At 47.3% G+C, this 19,465-nt stretch carries 24 protein-coding genes; all 24 read left to right on the top strand.

Annotation, left to right across the window (positions count from 1 at the left end):
* Positions 1-20: 20 nt before the first annotated feature.
* The 24 genes from ACQKD4_RS07955 to tsf all read left to right on the top strand — a co-directional run bounded on the left by ACQKD4_RS07955 (position 21) and on the right by tsf (position 19,359).
* Positions 21-1,085 (top strand): flagellar hook-length control protein FliK, encoded by a 1,065-nt coding sequence (locus ACQKD4_RS07955; protein WP_427372988.1) that lies wholly within the window; start codon positions 21-23, stop codon positions 1,083-1,085.
* Positions 1,057-1,485: a flagellar hook capping FlgD N-terminal domain-containing protein gene (locus ACQKD4_RS07950; protein ID WP_427372987.1), complete on the top strand. Its 429-nt coding sequence runs from the start codon at positions 1,057-1,059 to the stop codon at positions 1,483-1,485. The genes ACQKD4_RS07955 and ACQKD4_RS07950 overlap by 29 nt, the downstream gene beginning before the upstream one ends.
* 18 nt (positions 1,486-1,503) lie before the next feature.
* The gene (flgG, locus tag ACQKD4_RS07945) at positions 1,504-2,373 is read left to right on the top strand and encodes a flagellar basal body rod protein FlgG (protein WP_214760342.1); all 870 of its coding nucleotides are present in this window, start codon (positions 1,504-1,506) and stop codon (positions 2,371-2,373) included.
* Positions 2,373-2,591, top strand: coding sequence for a flagellar FlbD family protein (locus ACQKD4_RS07940; protein ID WP_031421671.1), 219 nt, complete (start codon positions 2,373-2,375; stop codon positions 2,589-2,591). Before flgG ends, ACQKD4_RS07940 begins: the two co-directional genes overlap by 1 nt.
* Positions 2,584-3,036, top strand: a complete 453-nt coding sequence (locus ACQKD4_RS07935) for a flagellar basal body-associated FliL family protein (protein WP_214691824.1) — start codon at positions 2,584-2,586, stop codon at positions 3,034-3,036. Before ACQKD4_RS07940 ends, ACQKD4_RS07935 begins: the two co-directional genes overlap by 8 nt.
* 9 nt (positions 3,037-3,045) lie before the next feature.
* On the top strand, positions 3,046-4,035 hold the full coding sequence (gene fliM, locus ACQKD4_RS07930) for a flagellar motor switch protein FliM (RefSeq protein ID WP_074034699.1): 990 nt from the start codon (positions 3,046-3,048) through the stop codon (positions 4,033-4,035).
* A complete protein-coding gene (gene fliY / locus ACQKD4_RS07925) occupies positions 4,032-5,150 on the top strand; it encodes a flagellar motor switch phosphatase FliY (RefSeq protein WP_427372986.1) in 1,119 nt (372 codons plus the stop codon). Before fliM ends, fliY begins: the two co-directional genes overlap by 4 nt.
* 13 nt (positions 5,151-5,163) lie before the next feature.
* Entirely contained in the window at positions 5,164-5,529 is a 366-nt protein-coding gene (locus ACQKD4_RS07920) for a response regulator (RefSeq protein WP_074034690.1), read from the top strand.
* Positions 5,526-6,020 (top strand): flagellar biosynthetic protein FliO, encoded by a 495-nt coding sequence (locus ACQKD4_RS07915; protein WP_427372985.1) that lies wholly within the window; start codon positions 5,526-5,528, stop codon positions 6,018-6,020. The genes ACQKD4_RS07920 and ACQKD4_RS07915 overlap by 4 nt, the downstream gene beginning before the upstream one ends.
* Complete coding sequence (gene fliP / locus ACQKD4_RS07910) at positions 6,017-6,682, top strand: flagellar type III secretion system pore protein FliP (protein ID WP_074034688.1); 666 nt, start codon at positions 6,017-6,019, stop codon at positions 6,680-6,682. The genes ACQKD4_RS07915 and fliP overlap by 4 nt, the downstream gene beginning before the upstream one ends.
* 11 nt (positions 6,683-6,693) lie before the next feature.
* Positions 6,694-6,966, top strand: coding sequence for a flagellar biosynthesis protein FliQ (gene fliQ / locus ACQKD4_RS07905; protein WP_015881403.1), 273 nt, complete (start codon positions 6,694-6,696; stop codon positions 6,964-6,966).
* Positions 6,963-7,733 (top strand): flagellar biosynthetic protein FliR, encoded by a 771-nt coding sequence (fliR, locus tag ACQKD4_RS07900; RefSeq protein WP_214691827.1) that lies wholly within the window; start codon positions 6,963-6,965, stop codon positions 7,731-7,733. The genes fliQ and fliR overlap by 4 nt, the downstream gene beginning before the upstream one ends.
* Positions 7,730-8,824, top strand: a complete 1,095-nt coding sequence (flhB, locus tag ACQKD4_RS07895; protein ID WP_214760335.1) for a flagellar biosynthesis protein FlhB — start codon at positions 7,730-7,732, stop codon at positions 8,822-8,824. Before fliR ends, flhB begins: the two co-directional genes overlap by 4 nt.
* A 13-nt stretch (positions 8,825-8,837) precedes the next feature.
* The gene (flhA, locus tag ACQKD4_RS07890) at positions 8,838-10,859 is read left to right on the top strand and encodes a flagellar biosynthesis protein FlhA (protein ID WP_427372984.1); all 2,022 of its coding nucleotides are present in this window, start codon (positions 8,838-8,840) and stop codon (positions 10,857-10,859) included.
* On the top strand, positions 10,860-11,939 hold the full coding sequence (locus ACQKD4_RS07885; protein ID WP_427372983.1) for a GTP-binding protein: 1,080 nt from the start codon (positions 10,860-10,862) through the stop codon (positions 11,937-11,939).
* Complete coding sequence (locus ACQKD4_RS07880) at positions 11,918-12,757, top strand: MinD/ParA family protein (protein ID WP_214875479.1); 840 nt, start codon at positions 11,918-11,920, stop codon at positions 12,755-12,757. The genes ACQKD4_RS07885 and ACQKD4_RS07880 overlap by 22 nt, the downstream gene beginning before the upstream one ends.
* Before the next feature lie 19 nt (positions 12,758-12,776).
* Entirely contained in the window at positions 12,777-14,774 is a 1,998-nt protein-coding gene (locus ACQKD4_RS07875) for a chemotaxis protein CheW (protein ID WP_427372982.1), read from the top strand.
* Between the two features lie 12 nt (positions 14,775-14,786).
* On the top strand, positions 14,787-15,218 hold the full coding sequence (locus ACQKD4_RS07870) for a chemotaxis protein CheW (RefSeq protein WP_214691833.1): 432 nt from the start codon (positions 14,787-14,789) through the stop codon (positions 15,216-15,218).
* On the top strand, positions 15,208-15,807 hold the full coding sequence (locus tag ACQKD4_RS07865) for a chemotaxis protein CheC (protein WP_214691834.1): 600 nt from the start codon (positions 15,208-15,210) through the stop codon (positions 15,805-15,807). Before ACQKD4_RS07870 ends, ACQKD4_RS07865 begins: the two co-directional genes overlap by 11 nt.
* The gene (locus ACQKD4_RS07860) at positions 15,800-16,285 is read left to right on the top strand and encodes a chemotaxis protein CheD (RefSeq protein ID WP_074034679.1); all 486 of its coding nucleotides are present in this window, start codon (positions 15,800-15,802) and stop codon (positions 16,283-16,285) included. The genes ACQKD4_RS07865 and ACQKD4_RS07860 overlap by 8 nt, the downstream gene beginning before the upstream one ends.
* Positions 16,286-16,297: 12 nt before the next feature.
* A complete protein-coding gene (locus tag ACQKD4_RS07855; RefSeq protein WP_337873703.1) occupies positions 16,298-17,068 on the top strand; it encodes a FliA/WhiG family RNA polymerase sigma factor in 771 nt (256 codons plus the stop codon).
* 12 nt (positions 17,069-17,080) lie between these two features.
* Complete coding sequence (locus tag ACQKD4_RS07850) at positions 17,081-17,467, top strand: hypothetical protein (RefSeq protein WP_427372981.1); 387 nt, start codon at positions 17,081-17,083, stop codon at positions 17,465-17,467.
* A gap of 152 nt (positions 17,468-17,619) precedes the next feature.
* Positions 17,620-18,360 (top strand): 30S ribosomal protein S2, encoded by a 741-nt coding sequence (gene rpsB / locus ACQKD4_RS07845; protein ID WP_015881415.1) that lies wholly within the window; start codon positions 17,620-17,622, stop codon positions 18,358-18,360.
* 117 nt (positions 18,361-18,477) lie between these two features.
* The gene (gene tsf / locus ACQKD4_RS07840) at positions 18,478-19,359 is read left to right on the top strand and encodes a translation elongation factor Ts (RefSeq protein ID WP_427372980.1); all 882 of its coding nucleotides are present in this window, start codon (positions 18,478-18,480) and stop codon (positions 19,357-19,359) included.
* Positions 19,360-19,465 lie beyond the last annotated feature (106 nt).

Raw genomic sequence — 19,465 nt, 5'->3', positions numbered from 1 at the left:
ATGGGAAGGGAGGACCTACATTGAATATTGCTTTACTATCACAAGCCATTCAAGGTTCAACGACTCGTACCGGAGTGGCAGAAGGCGGATCTCAGGGAACAGGCGGTTTCTTAAGCCTCTTATCTGCCATGCTTGCGCCAATGCAAGCCTCTGGCGAGCAGGGGGAAATTCCTAAACTTGAAGAGGGCGTGTTATCTGAAGAACTCGTCGACCTCGAAAAAATGGCTCAGGAACTTGAAACATGGTTTCAAAAACCTGAAACACTAAAATGGCTCAAATCACTTCCTCAAGATGCATATCGGACGTTTATGGATGCATATGTAGGCGTACTCGGGCACCTGTCCATGCCGTCTAGCAATGTTGAGGAGGGGACCCTCGTCCTTGCTCAAACAATCGGTTCAATTAGTGGCATCATTCAACAAGCAGATCCGTCTGCGAAAACACTTGTGACACATCCTGTTCCGAATCAAGAACTTGGAAAGCATGTTCAAACGATTCAGCGGGTGATCGCACAATTTAATGGACCAACTGGCAATACGAAAGAAATTCCCGTCATGCCTCAAGTTGAAACCATGAAATCGACGAAAGCACTTCCTCAATCAAGTAGCGTGGATTGGTTACCGAAAGGCTTGAACTGGTCGCGACCACAGATTGATGTAGAGACTGTCATGTATGCCTCGAAAGGCTCCTTACCTGAAAACTTACAGGCAAGAATTGAGGCAGCACTTCAAAAAGCACCATTTCAAAGTGGAGCGGATGGCTCGAAAGTGTTTACGGTACGACTTTATCCAGAGCAGCTAGGAGAACTCGTCGTCAAGCTAGAGCGGCAGAATGGGGAACTTGTCGTGAAGTTGTTTGCAAGCAACCAAGAAGCGAAGCAACTGATTCAGTCACAAGTTCAGCAGTTGCAACAAACGCTGACACCTCATTCCCAAAACGTTCGTGTCGAGGTCAACTTGACACAACAAGCACTAGATGCGAAGTCGACGATGCCAGATGGTTCCGATCAACCGGAACAAGAGCAACCGCAGGAACAGCCTAAAGGAGGGTCTGAAGATGACGAGCATCCAACCGAAGACGAATGACTATACATTGCCAGACCAGTCACTTCCGAAAGTGACGAATCAATATGACAAAGACATGTTTATGAAGTTGCTGCTCGCTCAAATCGCGAACCAGGACCCGATGTCACCGATGGAAGACCGTGAGTTCATCGCTCAGATGGCGCAATTTTCTTCACTAGAACAAATGCAAACGATTTCGAAGCAACTTGATTCTGTTTTGGTTGACCGTCATATGGCCTCGATTTCTGAATTCAGTAGCATGATCGGTAAAACGATTGACTATAATTCGGAATCGAGTGAAGAAACGACAAAAGGCTCAGGTCGTGTCGTCTCGATTTCACGATCTGATTTAACTGGATACATGGCCGACCTTGAAGACGGCACATCGGTCAGCGTGTACGATATCACTTCCATCAAATAAGCATAGGGGGAAATTATTATGTTAAGAGCAATGTACTCAGGAATCAGTGGACTGAAGAACTTTCAATCTAAGCTAGACGTCGTCGGGAACAACATTGCGAACGTCAACACGTTCGGTTACAAAAAGGGACGTGTCACGTTCAAAGACTTGGTTAGTCAACAAGTCGGTAGTGCGTCAGGCGGGAATGGGACAACGGCAGGAGGGATCAACCCGAAAGAGGTCGGTCTTGGGGGCACGATGGCTACTGTCGATAACGTCTACAACCAAGGGGCGATGCAAAATACGGGACGTGCATTAGACGTCGGTATCTCGGGTGAAGGCTTCTTCGTCACAATCGTCAACGGACAAGCGCAGTACACGCGTGCCGGTAACTTTTACACGGACAATAACGGTGACTTGGTGACTGGTGAAGGAACATACTTATTAGGAACGGGTGCAAAACCTGCGGCTAACCTTCCAGCTCCAAACTTGACTGGGAATATTCCTGACACCGTGGCAGGATCGACAGCTTACGGTAAAATCTCGATTCCGACAGATGCACGTTCATTGTCGATTGGAAAAGATGGTCAAGTCAGTTATGTCGATGCAGCCGGTGCACTTCAGACAGCAGGCTATATTGTGACGGCAAACTTTAGCAACAACGCTGGTCTATCAAAAGTCGGTGCCAACAACTTCTTACAATCTCAAAACTCAGGCGACCCACTCATCGGGGCAGCTGGTGATTTAGGAAGAGGTAACCTCGTTTCAGGTGCTCTTGAGATGTCGAACGTCGACCTTTCTGAAGAGTTTACGGAAATGATTGTGGCACAACGTGGTTTCCAGGCGAACACACGAATCATTACAACGTCAGACGAGATTCTTCAAGAACTCGTCAACTTGAAACGCTGATGATTCGCGTCACAGCATTTCGGGGTGAGGAATTCGTGCTCAACGCTTTGCTCATCGAAACGGTGAAAGCAGAGCCCGACACGATTATCCAATTATTTAATGGCAAAACGTATCTCGTGAAAGAAACGAAAGATCAAATCATTGAACGAACTGAAGCCTTTTACCGCTCAATCGGTTTAGTCGGAACGATGTTCACAAGAGGTGAAGAAGATGAGTGAAGAAGAGAAGAAAAAAGGTGGCGGCCTGAAGGTTGTCATCATCTTACTAGTCGTCCTACTTGTCATGGGCGGAGCCGGCTTCATGACATATAAATACGTGTTCGGAGATAACGTCACTGCTAAAACGAAACCGGTCACTGCCGAAGAATTGGCGGAACGAAGCTTCACGACCGATGACATGACGACAAACATTCAAGATGAGCGTTTCATCAACGTTCAATTCACGATTGTCACAGATTCTTTGGAAACAAGGGAGAATCTAGAGTTACGTAAATTCCAAGTACACAACGTCATTCTCGGGGACTTGGCTGGAATGACAAAAACACAGTTAGCGACAAAAGAAGATATGCAAAAGTTTGAACAGACACTACGAGAACAACTTAATGGACTGCTTGAAGAAGGTGAAGTCCAACGCGTCTATATGACGAAGAAAATTATTCAGTGAGGTGGCATCATGGGAGAAGTACTGTCTCAACAAGAAATTGATGCCTTACTATCTGCACTAAGCAGTGGGGATGTCGAAGCGGATTCCTTTCTTGCGCAAGAGGAAGAAAAGAAAGTTCGGCAATATGACTTCAAACGAGCCGTCCGATTTTCAAAAGATCAGATTCGCAGTTTGACTCGAATTCACGAGCACTTCACTCGCATGTTAACGACGTTCTTCTCGGCCCAACTTCGCACATATGTTCAGTTTTCCGTCAACTCGGTCGAACAATTACCGTACGATGAATTCATTCATTCTATTCCGAGTATGACGATGATCAACTTGATTGAAGCGCCACCGTTAAACGGACGATTCATCATCGAGGTCAATCCGAACATTTCCTATGCGATGCTCGACCGTCTACTCGGCGGACCTGGTGTCGAGATGGACAAAATTGAATCGTTCACAGAAATCGAGATGCGTATTTTGACGCAATTGTATAAGCGTGCCTTCTCAACGTATGGAGACGCGTGGGAATCGATTGCGGAAATTAAGGCGGAAATGTCTGCAGTGGAAGTAAATCCGCAGTTTCTCCAACTCGTTTCACCAAACGAGACGGTCGTCCTCATTTCGATTGGGGTGACAATCGGTGAAGTGAGCGGAACAATCAACGTTTGTCTTCCGTTCGTGACAATCGAACCTGTCTTGTCGAAGTTGTCGAGTCATTACTGGATGCAGGAAGCGAATCGTCGCAATGCGAGTGAGTCGAGCAAAGAACCACTCAAAGCACAGTTGATGAATTCGACGGTCGAGGTTGTCTCATTACTTGGCGAGACGACAATCACGTTTGGTGATCTGTTGCACCTAGAAGTTGGGGACTGCTTGGCACTCGATCAAGTGGCAAAAGAACCTCTATCCATCATGGTAGGGGAGAATAAAGTATTTAAAGGGCAAGTCGGTGTGAGCGGGAAGCGGATGGCGGTTCAGGTGCTTCACCGTGTGAAGGAGGAAGAGCAATGAGTGAAATGCTGTCACAAGATGAAATTGACGCGTTACTACGTGGGACAAGCGACAGTACGCCGACGCCAAAGGCGGAAAAAGAAGAGCACCTAGATTCGATGGAAAGCGATGCTCTTGGAGAAATCGGAAACATTTCGTTTGGGAATTCTGCAACGGCATTGTCGACGTTGCTACAACAAAAAGTAGAAATTACGACACCGGTTGTCAGTGAAGTGAGAATCGAAGAGTTGCGTGAACGTTATCCGACGCCTCATGTGGCGTTACGTGTCGGTTACACGGAAGGGATAAAGGGTGAAAACGTCCTCGTCTTGACTCGCGAAGATGCGGCCATCATCTCTGATCTCATGTTAGGTGGAACGGGAGAGAACGTCGATCCTGAAAGCCTTGATGAGATTCGCTTATCGGCTGTTCAAGAAGCGATGAACCAGATGATGGGTGCAGCCGCGACATCTTTATCGACGGTGTTCTCGAAGAAGATTGACATCTCTCCACCACTTGTCGAGGTGTTTGATGCGACGAAAAATCAAACCATTATCGACCGCCTCGAACTTTGGGAGACGATGGTGCTGATTGAGTTCAATCTCAAAGTCGGTACATTGATTGACTCGACAATTGTTCAAATTGCACCAATTCAATTCGGAAAACAGTTGGTCGACGAATTGATGAAAGCAACCGGGGAGGCACAAGCTGCAGAACCTGTAAAAGAGCAGCCGAAAGCCGAGGTTCCTAAACCTCAGCAAGCGCAACCACAGGCGCAACCACAAGCACAACCGGAAAAACAAAAATCGATGCCAGAGGTCGCGGTAAGCCAAGCCGAATTCATGCCGCTCCAATCACCGGCTCCGCAAGAGTCCGTGCCGGCGAACTTAGGATTACTGTATGACGTTCCGTTGAACGTGACCGTCGAACTAGGCAGAACAAAAAAATCTGTCCGGGAAGTACTCGAGCTATCACAAGGTTCAATCATCGAACTCGACAAGCTAGCAGGCGAACCTGTTGATATTTACGTCAACCAACAGCGGATTGCTAGAGGAGAAGTAGTCGTCATTGAAGAAAACTTTGGGGTACGTGTAACAGAAATTATTCAACCGCATGAGCGGATCGGAATCGTTTAAGGAGGAAATTAGAATGAGTGCAAAAGTATTAGTAGTAGACGACGCAGCGTTCATGCGTATGATGATCAAGGATATTTTGACAAAGAACGGATATGACGTAGTAGGTGAGGCAGAAAACGGAGCTGACGCGGTCGTGAAATATCGTGAGCTCACACCGGACCTCGTCACACTTGATATCACGATGCCAGAGATGGACGGACTTGCAGCATTGAAAGAGATTCGTAGTTTCGACTCGAACGCAAAAGTCATCATGTGTTCAGCGATGGGGCAACAAGCGATGGTCATCGATGCGATTCAAGCAGGTGCGAAAGACTTCATCGTCAAACCGTTCAACGCAGAGCGCGTCATCGAAGCGGTTTCTAAAACGGTCGCACAATGAAGAAATGGTGGTTGATTATTCTTCTCGTGGTCGGTTTTTATATTCCGACCACGGTTGAGGCCGCCACCGTAGACCAACAATTCGAGCAAAAACAGACAGAAGAATTGGAAAGTAACGTTCCAACGACAGCGTCAACGATTGGGAATGGCGTGAAAGTCGTGTTGAGTCTCGTAGTCGTGGTCGGCGGTTTCATCGTCTTGATGCGTTGGCTCGGTTCCAAAACACAAGGTGTGAAAGCGACTCAACATATGAAACATCTCGGAGGCGTCCCACTCGGAAAAGACCGTTCCGTCCAACTCGTGAAGCTTGGAGATCAAGTCTATGTCCTCGGCGTCGGGGAATCGATTCAATTGATTGATCGACTCGATGCGGAAGCGATGGATGAGGAGCAGTCGGAACCTTTATCACTCCGAACGGCGAATTCGAATGCATTTTTGGATACCTTTAAGAAACAACTTGCTCAACTAGAAGAAGTGAGGAAGAAGTCATGACAACGTTTGAGCAATTAATCAATTTAGAGACACCAGACAGTACATCTACATCGATCAAACTCTTGATTTTACTGACGTTATTGACACTTGCACCATCTTTTTTAATTTTGATGACGTGCTTCACACGTGTCGTCGTCGTCTTATCTTTCATTCGACCGGCGCTCGGTACACAGCAAACACCGCCAAACCAGTTGATTGTCGGATTAGCCTTGTTCATTACATTGTTCGTCATGTCTCCCGTTCTCTCTGATTTGAATGAGAACGCATTAAAACCTTATCTCGATGATAAAATCTCTCAAGATGAAGCGTTTGATGAAGCGAGCGGGACGATGAAAGAATTCATGTCGAAATATACGAGACAAGAAGATTTGCAACTCTTTTTGAAGTATGGGAACTACGAGCAGCCTGAATCACTTGATGACGTACCGCTTCTCGCGCTTGTCCCGGCTTATGCGATTAGTGAATTGAAGACAGCCTTCCAAATCGGTTTCATGATTTTCTTGCCATTTTTAATTATCGATATGGTCGTCGCGAGTGTCCTCATGTCGATGGGGATGATGATGTTACCACCGGTCATGATCGCATTGCCGTTTAAATTATTGTTATTTGTATTGGTCGATGGCTGGCACTTGATTGTGGAATCATTGCTTAGAAGTATGTAGGGGGAACGGACATGACACAAGAAATGGTCATTTACTTGGCAACAGAGAGTGTGTGGACATTATTAAAAATTTCAATGCCATTGCTACTCATTTCACTGATTGTCGGTCTCGTGATCTCGATTTTACAGGCCACGACTCAAATTCAAGAACAAACGCTTTCGTTCGTTCCAAAAATTATCTCGGTCTTCATCGGTCTTGTCATCTTCGGACCGTGGATGCTTCAACAAATTGAAGGGTTCACTCGATTGATTTTTGAGCTGATGGTCGAGGTCGCTTCGAAATGAATGTGGTCGACTTCATCAGTATGTACGGTCTGACGTTTGCGCGACTTTCTGGCTTTTTTGTCAGTGTCCCGTTATTCTCGACGAGGCAGTTGCCGGTCATGCATCGCGTCGGGTTCAGTGCATTCTTAGCGTATTACGCGATGTTCACATTGACTGAGCCAATCGTGATGACGAATGCTTTCGTCCTTCAAGTAGTCTATGAAGTCATGATTGGACTGTTACTCGGTCTATTGATTAACATCCTCTTTTTCGCTCCACAAATTGCCGGAGGGGTCATCGATCTTCAACTCGGATTAGCGATGGCTTCCGCATATGATCCGATGTTTGGCGGACAGTCTCCACTCATTGGACGATTTTATTATATATTTACCTTGTTTATTTTATTGACGAGTAATTTACATTTACTCCTAATTGACGGCATCTATTACAGTTTTCAAATCTATCCACCCGGTCAACCGATGATTAATTTCACGGAAGCCTCACTCATGATGGCGGTGAAAGTCGTCACGATGACGATGATGGTCGCCTTGCAGCTGGCCTTACCGATGATGGCATCATTACTGCTTGTTGATTTGGCACTTGGATTTTTAGCAAAATCAGCACCACAGTTCAATATCTTTGCAATCGGCTTTTCCTTCAAACTTATTGCTGGATTTGCCGTCATGGTGTTGTTAATGGGATTGACATTGACAGGAATTAGTCAGTTCATTCCATTGTTACAAGAAGTGATGCGCGACTTTATGCTCATGCTAGGAGATGCCTCATGAAGAAGCCTCTATATCCTTTATCGGTCAATCTGCAGTTTTTTGCAGGTGAAAAAACAGAAAAAGCGACACCACGTAAACGAGAAGACTCACGAAAGAAAGGGCAAGTCGCCAAATCTGCTGATTTGACGGGGGCATTCGCACTCTTTGCCATGTTTCTCATGCTGTCATTCTTCGGACCATTCATCGGGCAACAGCTACTTTCACTAATCGGAGATTTACTTAGCCCGCAATATTTACTATTCAATGTATCTGAGGGCATGTCGGGGATGGTCATCGACTTAATGCTTCGAGTCGGACTGATTTTGGCACCGTTCTTTATCGTTGCTGTCGTCTTTGGGATTCTCATCAATTATCTACAAGTTGGAACGCTATTTTCGTTAGAAGCGATTCAGCCAAAGCTCGAACGTATCGACCCGATTAAAGGGGTGAAACGGATCGTCAGCATGAAAGCGGTCGTCGAATTTTTAAAGTCCTTATTCAAATTTTTAATCATCCTGACAACCGCTGTCGCTGTCCTTTGGCAAAACCAAAAAGAATTGTCCCGTATGGCCGTCGAGCAGATTCGAGAATCCATCGTCGCGCTCGCGGGTATCACGATTGAGCTTGGGCTCTGGGTGAGTGTCGCCTTGCTCGCACTCGCATTACTCGACTTTTTCTATCAACGATTTGATTTCGAAAAATCGATTCGAATGTCAAAGCAAGACATTAAAGACGAGTATAAAAACTCAGAAGGTGACCCGCTCATCAAATCCAAGATTAAGCAACAACAACGGGAAATGGCGATGCGACGGATGATGCAAGAAATCCCGAATGCCGATGTCGTCATCACGAACCCGACCCATTACGCGGTCGTCATCCGCTACGATGACACGAAAGATTTTGCGCCGCTCGTTGTCGCAAAAGGGGTCGACCGAGTCGCCTTTCATATTCGAGATGTCGCAAAAGAGCACGATGTGGCGATTGTCGAGAACAAACCGCTCGCACGGGCGCTTTACGCCCAAATCGATATTGGAGAAGTGGTAGACGAATCATTCTATCAAGCAATCGCGGAAGTGCTCGCGTTCGTCTATCAAATGAAGCAACCGTCTTGAGGAGGAGTATGTGTTGGCAGTAAAAGCGAAAGACTTTGCAGTTTTGATTGGTGTCTTGATGATTGTCATCATGCTGATCATCCCGTTACCGGGCTTTTTATTAGACTTTTTAATCATCGTAAATATTTTAATCGCCCTCATGATCTTACTTGTGGCGATGAATGCCAGAGAGGCGCTCGACTTCTCCGTATTCCCTTCTCTCTTATTGATTGTGACGTTGTTTCGTCTCGGATTGAACGTATCGACGACCCGCTCGATCCTCTCGAACGGGTATGGAGGGGAAGTCATTGCAACGTTTGGTGACTTCGTAATCGGAGGAAATGTCCTTGTCGGATTCGTCGTCTTCCTGATCCTCGTCATCATTCAGTTCGTTGTCATCACGAAAGGTGCCGAGCGTGTATCTGAGGTATCTGCCCGCTTCACGCTCGATGCGATGCCAGGGAAACAGATGGCCATCGATGCTGACTTGAACTCCGGATTGATTGATGACAAGGAAGCTCAGATGCGTCGCCGTAAAATTCAAAGTGAAGCGGACTTCTACGGTTCGATGGATGGGGCATCCAAGTTCGTCAAAGGGGATGCCATCGCCGGAATCATCATCGTGACGATTAACTTGATCTTCGGGATCATCATCGGTGTCGTTCAAATGGGACTACCGGTCGGGGAGGCGTTCCAAACGTTCTCGCTCATGACGATTGGGGACGGACTCGTCAGCCAAATCCCGGCACTCTTGATTTCGACGGCGACCGGGATCATCGTGACCCGTGCCGTCTCAGACGGTAATTTAGGGGAGGATGTCATCGACCAGCTCGGTCAAAACCCATCGCTTCTCTATATCGCAGGCGGCATTGTCTTCATGCTTGGTTTCGTGTCACCCCCACTTATTCCGGTGACGATGATCATTGCAGGTACGGCGTTCTTCGGAGCTTATACGATGCGACGAAACATTAGGCAGGCGACGGAGGAACCAATCATGGAAGAAGAACCTTCGACGGCTCCGACAGAATCTGTCGTCTCACTCTTACAAATCGATTCGATTGAATTCGAGTTCGGATACGGCTTGATTCCCCTTGCGGATGAGTCACAAGGCGGTGACTTGTTAGATCGTGTCGTCATGATTCGTCGTCAGCTAGCACTCGAACTCGGCTTCATCTTGCCGACTGTTCGCATTCGCGACCACCTACAACTCTCGCCGAACGCGTATCGCATCAAGGTGAAAGGAAACGTCGTTGCAGAAGGGGAGTTGTTACTCGACCACTACTTGGCGATGAGTCCGGGGATTGAAGACCCAGAAGTATACGGGATTGAAACGACAGAACCGGCATTCGGCCTTCCTGCCCTTTGGATTGATGAGGAGACACGGACGCGAGCTGAAATGAGTGGGTACACTGTCGTAGACCCACCGTCCGTTGTCGCGACACATTTGACCGAAACGCTGAAAAAACATGCCGCTGATTTACTCGGTCGTGAAGAAACGAAACAACTCGTCGAGCACTTGAAGGAAACCCATCCGGTTCTTGTAGAAGATGTAACGCCTTCAGTCCTCTCGATCGGTGAAATTCAAAAAGTGCTGCGTCACTTATTACAAGAGAACGTATCGATTCGAAACTTGCCTCTCTTGTTCGAGACGATGGCAGACTACGGAAAGGTGACGAAAGATGCAGAAATCCTTGGGGAATATTGTCGCCAAGGATTGTCACGTCAGCTGACCGACCAAGTCAAGCCACCAGAAGGTCCATTGTATGTGGTCACGTTAGGTGGTCAGACGGAACAGACCGTTCAAGATGCCGTACAGAAGACCGAGTTTGGGAACTATTTGGCGCTCGATCCGGAGCAAGCACGTGAGATCATCGAACGTACGGGAGAACAATTGTCGATGTTCGAACGCTACGGTGCGTCAGCGGTGATTTTATGCTCACCAACGATTCGATTGTTCGTCCGACAGTTGCTCGAACGATACTATCCAGATGTGCCTGTTTTGGCCTATAACGAGTTACTCAGTTCCGTCGAAGTGAAAAGTATTGGGGTGATTTAAATGCAAATTAAAAAATATACAGCGAAAACGATGGCTGAGGCGATGACGAAAGTGAAGCAAGAGCTAGGTGATGAAGCGGTCATCCTCAACTCGCGGCAAGTGAAGACCGGATGGTTTGGTTTATTCGCTTCGAAACAAGTGGAAGTCATCGCCGCACTCGAAAAAGAGAAGGCGGTCACGAAGCCAAGGCGACCCGACTCGGTTCAACCAGATCCGACGTCATCGCCTGCACCTGCACCAACGCCATCACCTCAAGTACCGTCAACACCTCGTATGGTAGGAGGGACAGCACCACGGCTCCACTCGTCACTGCAACACATTGACGCGTTACTTTCGACGGAGTCGTTCGCAGAAGAGGCATGGGAAGAGACGTTGAACGAGTTGTATTATACGACGAAATCAGTAGAGGTAGCCGAACGATTCGTGTATGAGCAAGTCAAGTCATCCTTTATCGACCCGCCTGAAGCGAAACGTTATGTCATGCTCGTTGGACCGACGGGTGTCGGGAAGACGACTACCCTTGCCAAACTAGCTGCGCATTTCAAATTAACAGAAGGCAAAACGGTTGGGCTGATTACGACAGATACATATCGAATCGCGGCCATCGAACAGTTGAAGACGTATGCAGAAATCATGAACATCCCCGTTGAAGTAGCGTATGACTTTCATGACTTTAAGCGAGCGAAGCAATTATTTGCCCGAAAAGATATTGTATTGATCGATACGGCAGGTCGAAACTTCCGAGACCCAGCATATGTGGAACAGTTTCACGAGCATCATGACTTCACGGAAACGAGTCTATCGCTTGTATTGAGTTTGACATCCAAAATGAAAGATATGGACATGATCTATTCCCAATTCGAATCTCTCCCCCTCAGTTCGCTCATCTTCACAAAAGCGGATGAGACGAGTGACATCCACGCGATGTATCGAATGGTGAAAAAGAGTGGACTGCCTGTCGCATGGATGACAGACGGTCAAGAAGTGCCAGATGATTTGATTCGAGGAGATGCGGAGGCGTTGACGAAACGGCTGTTTGAGAAAGAAGGGTGGGCCAGATGGACCAAGCAAGGCGTTTAAGAGCAATCAATGATGTCCATCCGACGACCATCGCTTTTGCGAGCGGGAAAGGCGGCGTTGGAAAGACGAACGTTTGCGTCAATACGGCAATCGCCCTTTCGGAGCTCGGAAAACGGGTGTTGATCGTTGACTTTGATATCGGCATGGCCAACGTTCACATCTTGATGAACGCAATGAAGTCGAGAACGATGATCGAGTCCGTAAAAGCTCGTATTCCATTGGCTGCAGCTGTTCAGAAAAATGTGCATGGTGTCGATATATTACATGGAGGGAGTGGACAAGACCAACTCGTCCATCTCTCAGATGATGACATGCAATTTCTCATGCGAGAACTCGAAGTACTGACCGCATATGATTACGTCCTCTTCGATATGGGCGCCGGGGCGACGGACACCTCCCTGCAATTTATTGCGGGGTGTGACGAAATGTTTTTGATTTTAACACCGGAACCGACTTCGCTCATGGACGGGTACGCATATACAAAACTAGTGCATCATCAATATCCCGACTTACCACTCGGCGTCATCGTAAACCGAGCTCAGTCTGGAGAGGAAGCACTGCAATGTTTCGAACGGATGGAAGTCGCATGCAAGCAGTTCTTAAATAAGACGATTCGATTCCTCGGATTTTTACCGGATGACCCTTCAGTCCGAAAGGCTGTCATCGCCCAAGTCCCGTTTTATCAATACAATCGAAAAAGTGATATTAGCTGGCGGCTCGAACGAATTTTGACAACGCTTACGGGAACGCCTCCAAAACCACGTCACTTGATGGACCGTTTGATGGGGAACTTACGGAAACAATGGAACCGAGTATAACGACAGGGAGGCAAAGAAGATGGACGTGAACGAATACTTAGGGTTGTTTTTAGATGAATCCCAAGAACATATCCAATCAATCAACACACAGTTACTTAAGTTAGAACAGTCGGGTGGGGCGGATGTCGTTCAAGAGATTTTCCGGTCTGCGCATACGTTAAAAGGGATGTCTTCGACGATGGGGTACGAACGCGTTGCCAATTTAACGCATGAGATGGAAAGTGCACTCGACCTCGTTCGTGGCGGTAAGAAAGAAAGCAACCAACTTTTGTTGGATACGATGTTCATCGCGATGGAACAAATGGAAGACATGATTGCCGACATCGAGAACGGGGGACAAGGGGCAAACGTTGATGTTTCTGAAACAGTTGCCGCATTCCAATCATTCATCGGTGGAAAAGAGGTCGTGGTCACTGAAGCGAAAGAGTCGAGTACTTTCGACGTCGACCTTTACACAAACTCGGTCATCGACCAGGCGAAGCAGACTGGGTTTGAAGCGTATCAAATCACTGTGAAACTATCAGACGCTGTCGTCTTAAAGGCGGCTCGGGCGTACATGGTGTTTGATCGCCTTCAAGAATTAGGTGAAGTGGTACGGACACATCCGGAAACAGAAGAAATTGAACAAGAGCAATTCGACTTGTCGTTTGACGTTTTGTTCCTCTCACAAGAGACAGCAGAAGTCATCGAACACGCCATCGCCCAGGTGTCGGAAGTGGAACGTGTTGAAGTCAATGTGTTCACAGGAGCGTCAGAAAGCGAACCAGAAGTCGCAGTGACAGCCGAAGCGGTAGTCCCAGAACCAGTAGTGCAGACAGCTCCAGACCAGGAAGAAAAAGATACGAAAGATACGAAAGAACAAGTTGCGGCCCAGGCTCAAGCGAAGACGATTCGTGTCAACTTGGAACGAATCGATCGTCTCATGAACTTGTTCGAAGAATTCATCATCGATCGTGGACGTTTGGAACGACTTGCTGACGAGGTGGGGCAACCAGAATTAAATGAAACCGTTGAAAAAATCAAACGAGGTACGAACGAACTACAATCTCTCGTCTTGACACTTCGCATGATGCCGATCGAACAAGTGTTCAATCGCTTCCCGCGTATGGTGCGCTCGGTTGCAAAAGAAATCCATAAGAAAGTTCAATTGGATATTTCGGGTGCGGAGACAGAACTAGATCGGACGGTCATCGATGAGATTGGCGACCCGCTCGTTCACTTGATTCGTAATGCAATCGACCATGGAATCGAACGTCCAGAAGTACGCGTACAAGCTGGGAAGCCGGAGCAAGGCATGCTCGCCCTTCGTGCTTATCACGGTGGGAACCGTGTCTTCATCGAAATTGAAGATGACGGCGCAGGGATCAATGTCGACAAAGTTCGTTCAAAAGCGCTAGAACGTGGCGTCATTTCAGATGAAGAGGCGACCATGATGTCTGAGAATGAGTTGGCGATGTTGATCTTCGCCCCAGGTTTCTCGACAGCAGACGTGGTGACAGACCTTTCAGGTCGTGGTGTCGGGCTCGATGTCGTCAAAAATAAAATCGAGTCGCTCGGTGGTGTCGTTTCGTTAGAGACGGTAGCGGGACAAGGGACAAAATTCCAAGTCAGCTTGCCACTCACCCTCTCGATTATCTCGGCCATGCTCGTACAAGTCGGCGAGGAATCGTATGCGATTCCGTTGTCATCGATTCTTGAGACGACTTTACTTGATGAGGCAGACATTTTGACGGCGCATCGTGAGCGCGTCTTTGATTTCCGTGGGCAATTGGTTCCACTCGTCTATTTGAAAGAAATGTTCGGAATCGAATCAGAGACGAAATCCCAATTCCCGGTCGTCGTCGTTCGAAAAGGCAACAAACTCGTTGGCGTTGTCGTTAACGATTTGATTGGCCAACAAGAAATTGTCATGAAACCGCTCGGTACGTATCTTGAAGGGATTCCAGCTATCTCAGGTGCGACCATACTTGGTGACGGTCGCGTCGCCCTTATCGTAGATAGTAACGATCTCTTTTAAGGAGGAATTTGGATGGAACAGAAATGGGTAGTCTTTTCACTTGAAGAAAATACGTACGGGATCGATGTGCAATCGGTCCGTTCAATCGAGCGGCTTCAGCCAATCACACGCGTCCCGAACGCCCCGTCACACGTGAAAGGGGTCATCAACCTTCGGGGTGTCGTCACACCGGTCATCGACCTTCGTTTACGTCTCGGTTATGAAGAAGTCGAACCGACGGATGAGACGCGTATTTTAATCGCATCATTGAATCAAGGAGATGCAGGCTTCATCGTCGACCGTGCAAACGAAGTTGTCGAAAGTGATGAAGTACGAATCGAACCAATTCCGGAATCGAGTCGCGACATGATTTCAGCACACTTGACCGCAATCGCCAAAGGGGAAGATAAACTCTTCTCGCTTCTCGATGCGAATGCGTTGTTTGAGGAACAGTATGCTGAGTGAGTTTGAGCAAGATTTGTTAAAGGAACTGGGAAATATAGGGTCTGGGCATGCGGCAACTGCTTTATCCGCTATGTTAGCGAAACCGGTCAACATCACGGTTTCTTCTGCAGAGATGGAACCGATTTCCTATTTGCCAGACCGGGTTGGTGGTCCGGAGCGACATGTCGCTTCGGTGCTGCTCGAGTTAGACGGTGAGATTCGTGGCATGATTCTTATTTTATTCGCTGTCGAGGACGCCGAGCAGATGGTCTCGACTTTGATCGGCATGCCGTTCTCGTTCCAATCTGGTGATGAACTCGGACAATCGGCCTGGGAAGAGGTCGGGAATATTATGAGTGGTGCGTACGCACGTGCATTAGGCGATTGGTTGCAGACTCCAATCATGATTCAAGTACCGGCTACCGCCATCGATATGGCAGGATCGATCGTCGAGTTTGTCGTCACATCGGTTCAACCCGAGGAAGACGCCGCACTGTATATCGATACGACCTTTATGATTGATCAAAAAGTAAGTGCAGGACATGTGTTGTTCCTACCAACACATGGTTCACTCAAACGCATTCAAGAACGGTTGATTGGTCATGGCTGACGTTTTAAAAATTGGCATCGCCGAGTGGAAGCAAACGACGGCACCGAATCGGTTACGGACAGCCGGACTTGGTTCGTGCGTAGGTGTCATCTTATATGACACTCGTCTCCAATTGGCGGCAATGGCGCATGTCATGTTACCTGACTCGACCATTGCGCGGAAGAATCAAGCGATTGAAGTAGGAAAATATGCGGACACAGCCATCGATACGCTCGTCCGTTCTCTCAAACGAGAGGGAGCGACGCGGCTACAAGCGAAAATGGCTGGTGGGGCACAAATGTTTCAATTCAAATATGAGAATGAAGCGATGCGAATCGGCGAACGAAACGCCGAGGCGATTCGTCAAGCATTAAAGGTTCATCGGATTCCGCTCGTGGCCGAAGATTGCGGCGGTCATAACGGACGGACGATTGAGTTCGATGTTGCGACATCGGTCTTATCGATTCGGACGGTGAGCGTAGGTACGAAAGAACTATAAGGGGGGATCGACATGACGACTCATCTTACACAGTTGTGGGATCGCTGGAATACGGACCGTGATATGGATACAGCAAACGAATTACTAACACATTACGAGTTTCTCATCCACTACCACGTACAACGGATGATCGTGACGCTTCCAAAGAGCGTCGAACGCGACGAATTGAAAAGTTTGGGTTACATGGGATTGTACGATGCCCTTATGAAATATGATCCAGAGCATAATAATAAATTTGATACGTACGCTGCGTTTCGAATTCGAGGAGCCATTATCGATGGATTGCGCAAAGTAGACTGGTTACCTCGTTCGGTTCGTGAGAAAGTGAAAAAAATCGATCAGGTAGCAGAACAACTTGAACAATCACTTCATCGCGCTCCGACGAAGAATGAGTTGGCGGCTGCTTGTGATCTTCCTATTTCAGAAATCGAACGAACGATGGCAGAAGGGTATTTCGCCAACATGTTGTCGATCGACGAGGCCGTGACGTTACAAGAGGAAGGCAAAGTGATGTCAGTCACGTACTTCGACCCGGACTCCGAAAAACCAGAAGACACACTCCTTCAACGAGAATTGATTGACGTGCTCGCGACAGAAGTGGACCATCTATCGGAAAAAGAACGGCTCGTCGTATCGTTATTTTATTTTGATGAATTGACATTGACTGAGATTGGGGAAGTGCTCGAACTATCGACTTCCCGCATTTCTCAAATTCATTCAAAGGCCTTGAAGACATTGAAACAAGCGCTTGGACGGTCCTATTTAGAAGAAAAGACATCGTGAGGAGATGAACAAGTGTATATTGTGTATGTAGTAACGGCTTGTTTGGTTGCTTACGGTTTTTTATTCGGATACCGTCAAGTCCAGACGTTACAAGAACGGATCGAACGACTCGAACGGGAGAAGCATGAAACGGAGACGTTGCTTCTCTCGTTCATGGAGTCGATGAACGACCTTGTCACGAAGGAACCGGTAGAGCGTAAAGCGGACGTTCATCAGGAAGACTCGATACTTGTTGAAGCAAAGATTGAGTCCGTGTCCGATGAGTTGAATGAAGAGAACTCAACAACGTCGGTTGACGTAGACGATGTGTTACTGCGCCACTCGGTTCGAGACGCGGCCCGCATCCTCGGAAAAGGGGAAGGTGAACTCGCGCTATATGCGAAACTTCGCAAAAAGTGAGAGTTGCCGGATTTCGTGACATATGCTATAGTAGTTCTCGGTGTTAAACACATCACACACGTCTCGGGATGATATTCCTCGGTGCCGAAAGGTCGGAATACAACAATGAACGAGGCGGAGGACTTTTTTAAACCACAAGGAGGAAATTTATCATGGCAGTAATTTCAATGAAGCAATTGCTTGAAGCTGGTGTACACTTCGGTCACCAAACACGCCGTTGGAACCCAAAAATGGCGAAATACATCTTCACAGAGCGTAACGGGATCTACATCATCGACCTTCAAAAAACGGTCAAAAAAGTAGACGAAGCTTACAACTTTGTTCGTGAACTCGCGGCAGAAGGCGGAAACGTCCTCTTCGTAGGTACGAAAAAACAAGCTCAAGATACAATCAAAGAAGAAGCAATCCGTTCTGGTATGTTCTTCATTAACGAGCGTTGGTTGGGTGGAACACTCACTAACTTCTCAACAATCAAAAAGCGTATTAACCGCTTGAAGCAACTCGAAAAAATGGAAGAAGACGGCACGTTCGAAGTACTTCCTAAGAAAGAAGTCATCATCTTGAAAAAAGAAATGACTCGTCTTGAGAAGTTCCTCGGCGGAATCAAGGATATGCCTGGTGTGCCTGACGCCCTCTTCATCGTTGACCCACGTAAAGAGCGTATCGCAATCGCGGAAGCTCACAAATTGAACATCCCAATCGTTGCGATTGTCGACACAAACTGTGACCCAGATGAAATCGACTACGTAATCCCAGCGAACGACGATGCAATTCGTGCAGTTAAATTGCTCACTTCGAAAATGGCAGACGCAATTATCGAAGCGAAGCAAGGTGAAGAAGAAGTTGCTGAAGAAGCTGTAGCGACAGAAGCTGAAGCTACAGAAGCTGAGTAATCAGTGAGACAATAGGTGATAAAGGGAAAGCCTTTTATCACCTTTTTTTAGGACAAGTATTCAAAAAGCCTCGTGCTTTTTCTTAAAATTCGTAAGTTTTACAAGGAGGAATTTCCGATGGCAGTTACAGCAGCAATGGTAAAAGAACTTCGTGAAAAAACAGGAGCAGGAATGCTCGATTGCAAAAAAGCACTCGTTGAAACAGACGGTGACATGCAAGCAGCAATCGACTTCCTTCGCGAAAAAGGAATCGCTAAAGCAGCATCAAAAGGTGATCGTATCGCCGCTGAAGGTTTGACAGCAGTAGCAGTTGAAGGCAACAAAGCTGTGCTTGTCGAAATCAACTCAGAAACAGATTTCGTTGCGAAGAACGAGAAGTTCCAAACACTCGTCAACAACGTAGCGAAAGCAGTACTCGCTTCAGGTTCAACAACTGCAGAAGCAGCACTCGCAGCTGATTACGAAGCAGGCAAAACGCTTGAAACGTACATCCAAGAAGAAGCTTCTACAATCGGAGAGAAAATCTCACTCCGCCGTGTAGCTGTTCTTGAAAAAGCTGACGACGCTGTATTCGGTACGTACCTCCACATGGGTGGTCGCATCGGTTCTGTCGTCGTAATCGACGGCACGTCTGACGAAACGGTTGCAAAAGACGTTGCAATGCACGTTGCAGCAGCACGTCCACTTTACGCGACACGCGATGAAGTATCAGCTGAAGAAATCGACCGTGAGAAGAAAGTCTTGACTGAGCAAGCTCTTAACGAAGGCAAACCTGCTAACATCGTTGAGAAGATGATTGCTGGTCGCATGAACAAGTACTTCGAGGAAATCTGCCTCGTAGACCAAACGTTCGTAAAAGACGGCGACTTCAAAGTTGGTAAGTATGTAGAATCTAAAGGCGGGAAAGTCAACTCATTCGTACGCTTCGAAGTAGGAGAAGGTATGGAGAAACGTGAAGAGAACTTTGCTGAAGAAGTTATGAACCAACTTAAAAAATAATCTGCGTCATCGTATATGATGCATTCAAAATTGGGAACACGTCTTTATAACCTTGAGTTAGTTCGTTAAGGGAGCGTGTTCCCTTTTTTCAAGCAAGAGGAGGCAA

The sequence above is a fragment of the Exiguobacterium sp. NPDC077395 genome (assembly GCF_050269125.1).
Classification (GTDB): Bacteria; Bacillota; Bacilli; order Exiguobacteriales; family Exiguobacteriaceae; genus Exiguobacterium; species Exiguobacterium aestuarii_A.
The sequence above is the reverse complement of the archived record's forward strand: the minus strand, read 5'-3'. Positions and strand labels throughout refer to the sequence as shown.

Bases quoted from the DNA above. Each gene is read 5' to 3' on its own strand.
- ACQKD4_RS07865 (WP_214691834.1), top strand. From the start codon at position 15,208: ATGCTGAGTGAGTTTGAGCAAGATTTGTTAAAGGAACTGGGAAATATA.
- fliQ (WP_015881403.1), top strand. From the start codon at position 6,694: ATGACACAAGAAATGGTCATTTACTTGGCAACAGAGAGTGTGTGGACA.
- ACQKD4_RS07950 (WP_427372987.1), top strand. From the start codon at position 1,057: ATGACGAGCATCCAACCGAAGACGAATGACTATACATTGCCAGACCAG.
- rpsB (WP_015881415.1), top strand. From the start codon at position 17,620: ATGGCAGTAATTTCAATGAAGCAATTGCTTGAAGCTGGTGTACACTTC.
- ACQKD4_RS07870 (WP_214691833.1), top strand. From the start codon at position 14,787: ATGGAACAGAAATGGGTAGTCTTTTCACTTGAAGAAAATACGTACGGG.
- ACQKD4_RS07920 (WP_074034690.1), top strand. From the start codon at position 5,164: ATGAGTGCAAAAGTATTAGTAGTAGACGACGCAGCGTTCATGCGTATG.
- ACQKD4_RS07915 (WP_427372985.1), top strand. From the start codon at position 5,526: ATGAAGAAATGGTGGTTGATTATTCTTCTCGTGGTCGGTTTTTATATT.
- ACQKD4_RS07885 (WP_427372983.1), top strand. From the start codon at position 10,860: ATGCAAATTAAAAAATATACAGCGAAAACGATGGCTGAGGCGATGACG.
- fliP (WP_074034688.1), top strand. From the start codon at position 6,017: ATGACAACGTTTGAGCAATTAATCAATTTAGAGACACCAGACAGTACA.
- tsf (WP_427372980.1), top strand. From the start codon at position 18,478: ATGGCAGTTACAGCAGCAATGGTAAAAGAACTTCGTGAAAAAACAGGA.
- fliR (WP_214691827.1), top strand. From the start codon at position 6,963: ATGAATGTGGTCGACTTCATCAGTATGTACGGTCTGACGTTTGCGCGA.
- ACQKD4_RS07860 (WP_074034679.1), top strand. From the start codon at position 15,800: ATGGCTGACGTTTTAAAAATTGGCATCGCCGAGTGGAAGCAAACGACG.
- flgG (WP_214760342.1), top strand. From the start codon at position 1,504: ATGTTAAGAGCAATGTACTCAGGAATCAGTGGACTGAAGAACTTTCAA.
- fliY (WP_427372986.1), top strand. From the start codon at position 4,032: ATGAGTGAAATGCTGTCACAAGATGAAATTGACGCGTTACTACGTGGG.
- ACQKD4_RS07855 (WP_337873703.1), top strand. From the start codon at position 16,298: ATGACGACTCATCTTACACAGTTGTGGGATCGCTGGAATACGGACCGT.
- ACQKD4_RS07940 (WP_031421671.1), top strand. From the start codon at position 2,373: ATGATTCGCGTCACAGCATTTCGGGGTGAGGAATTCGTGCTCAACGCT.
- flhB (WP_214760335.1), top strand. From the start codon at position 7,730: ATGAAGAAGCCTCTATATCCTTTATCGGTCAATCTGCAGTTTTTTGCA.
- fliM (WP_074034699.1), top strand. From the start codon at position 3,046: ATGGGAGAAGTACTGTCTCAACAAGAAATTGATGCCTTACTATCTGCA.
- ACQKD4_RS07935 (WP_214691824.1), top strand. From the start codon at position 2,584: ATGAGTGAAGAAGAGAAGAAAAAAGGTGGCGGCCTGAAGGTTGTCATC.
- ACQKD4_RS07880 (WP_214875479.1), top strand. From the start codon at position 11,918: ATGGACCAAGCAAGGCGTTTAAGAGCAATCAATGATGTCCATCCGACG.
- ACQKD4_RS07875 (WP_427372982.1), top strand. From the start codon at position 12,777: ATGGACGTGAACGAATACTTAGGGTTGTTTTTAGATGAATCCCAAGAA.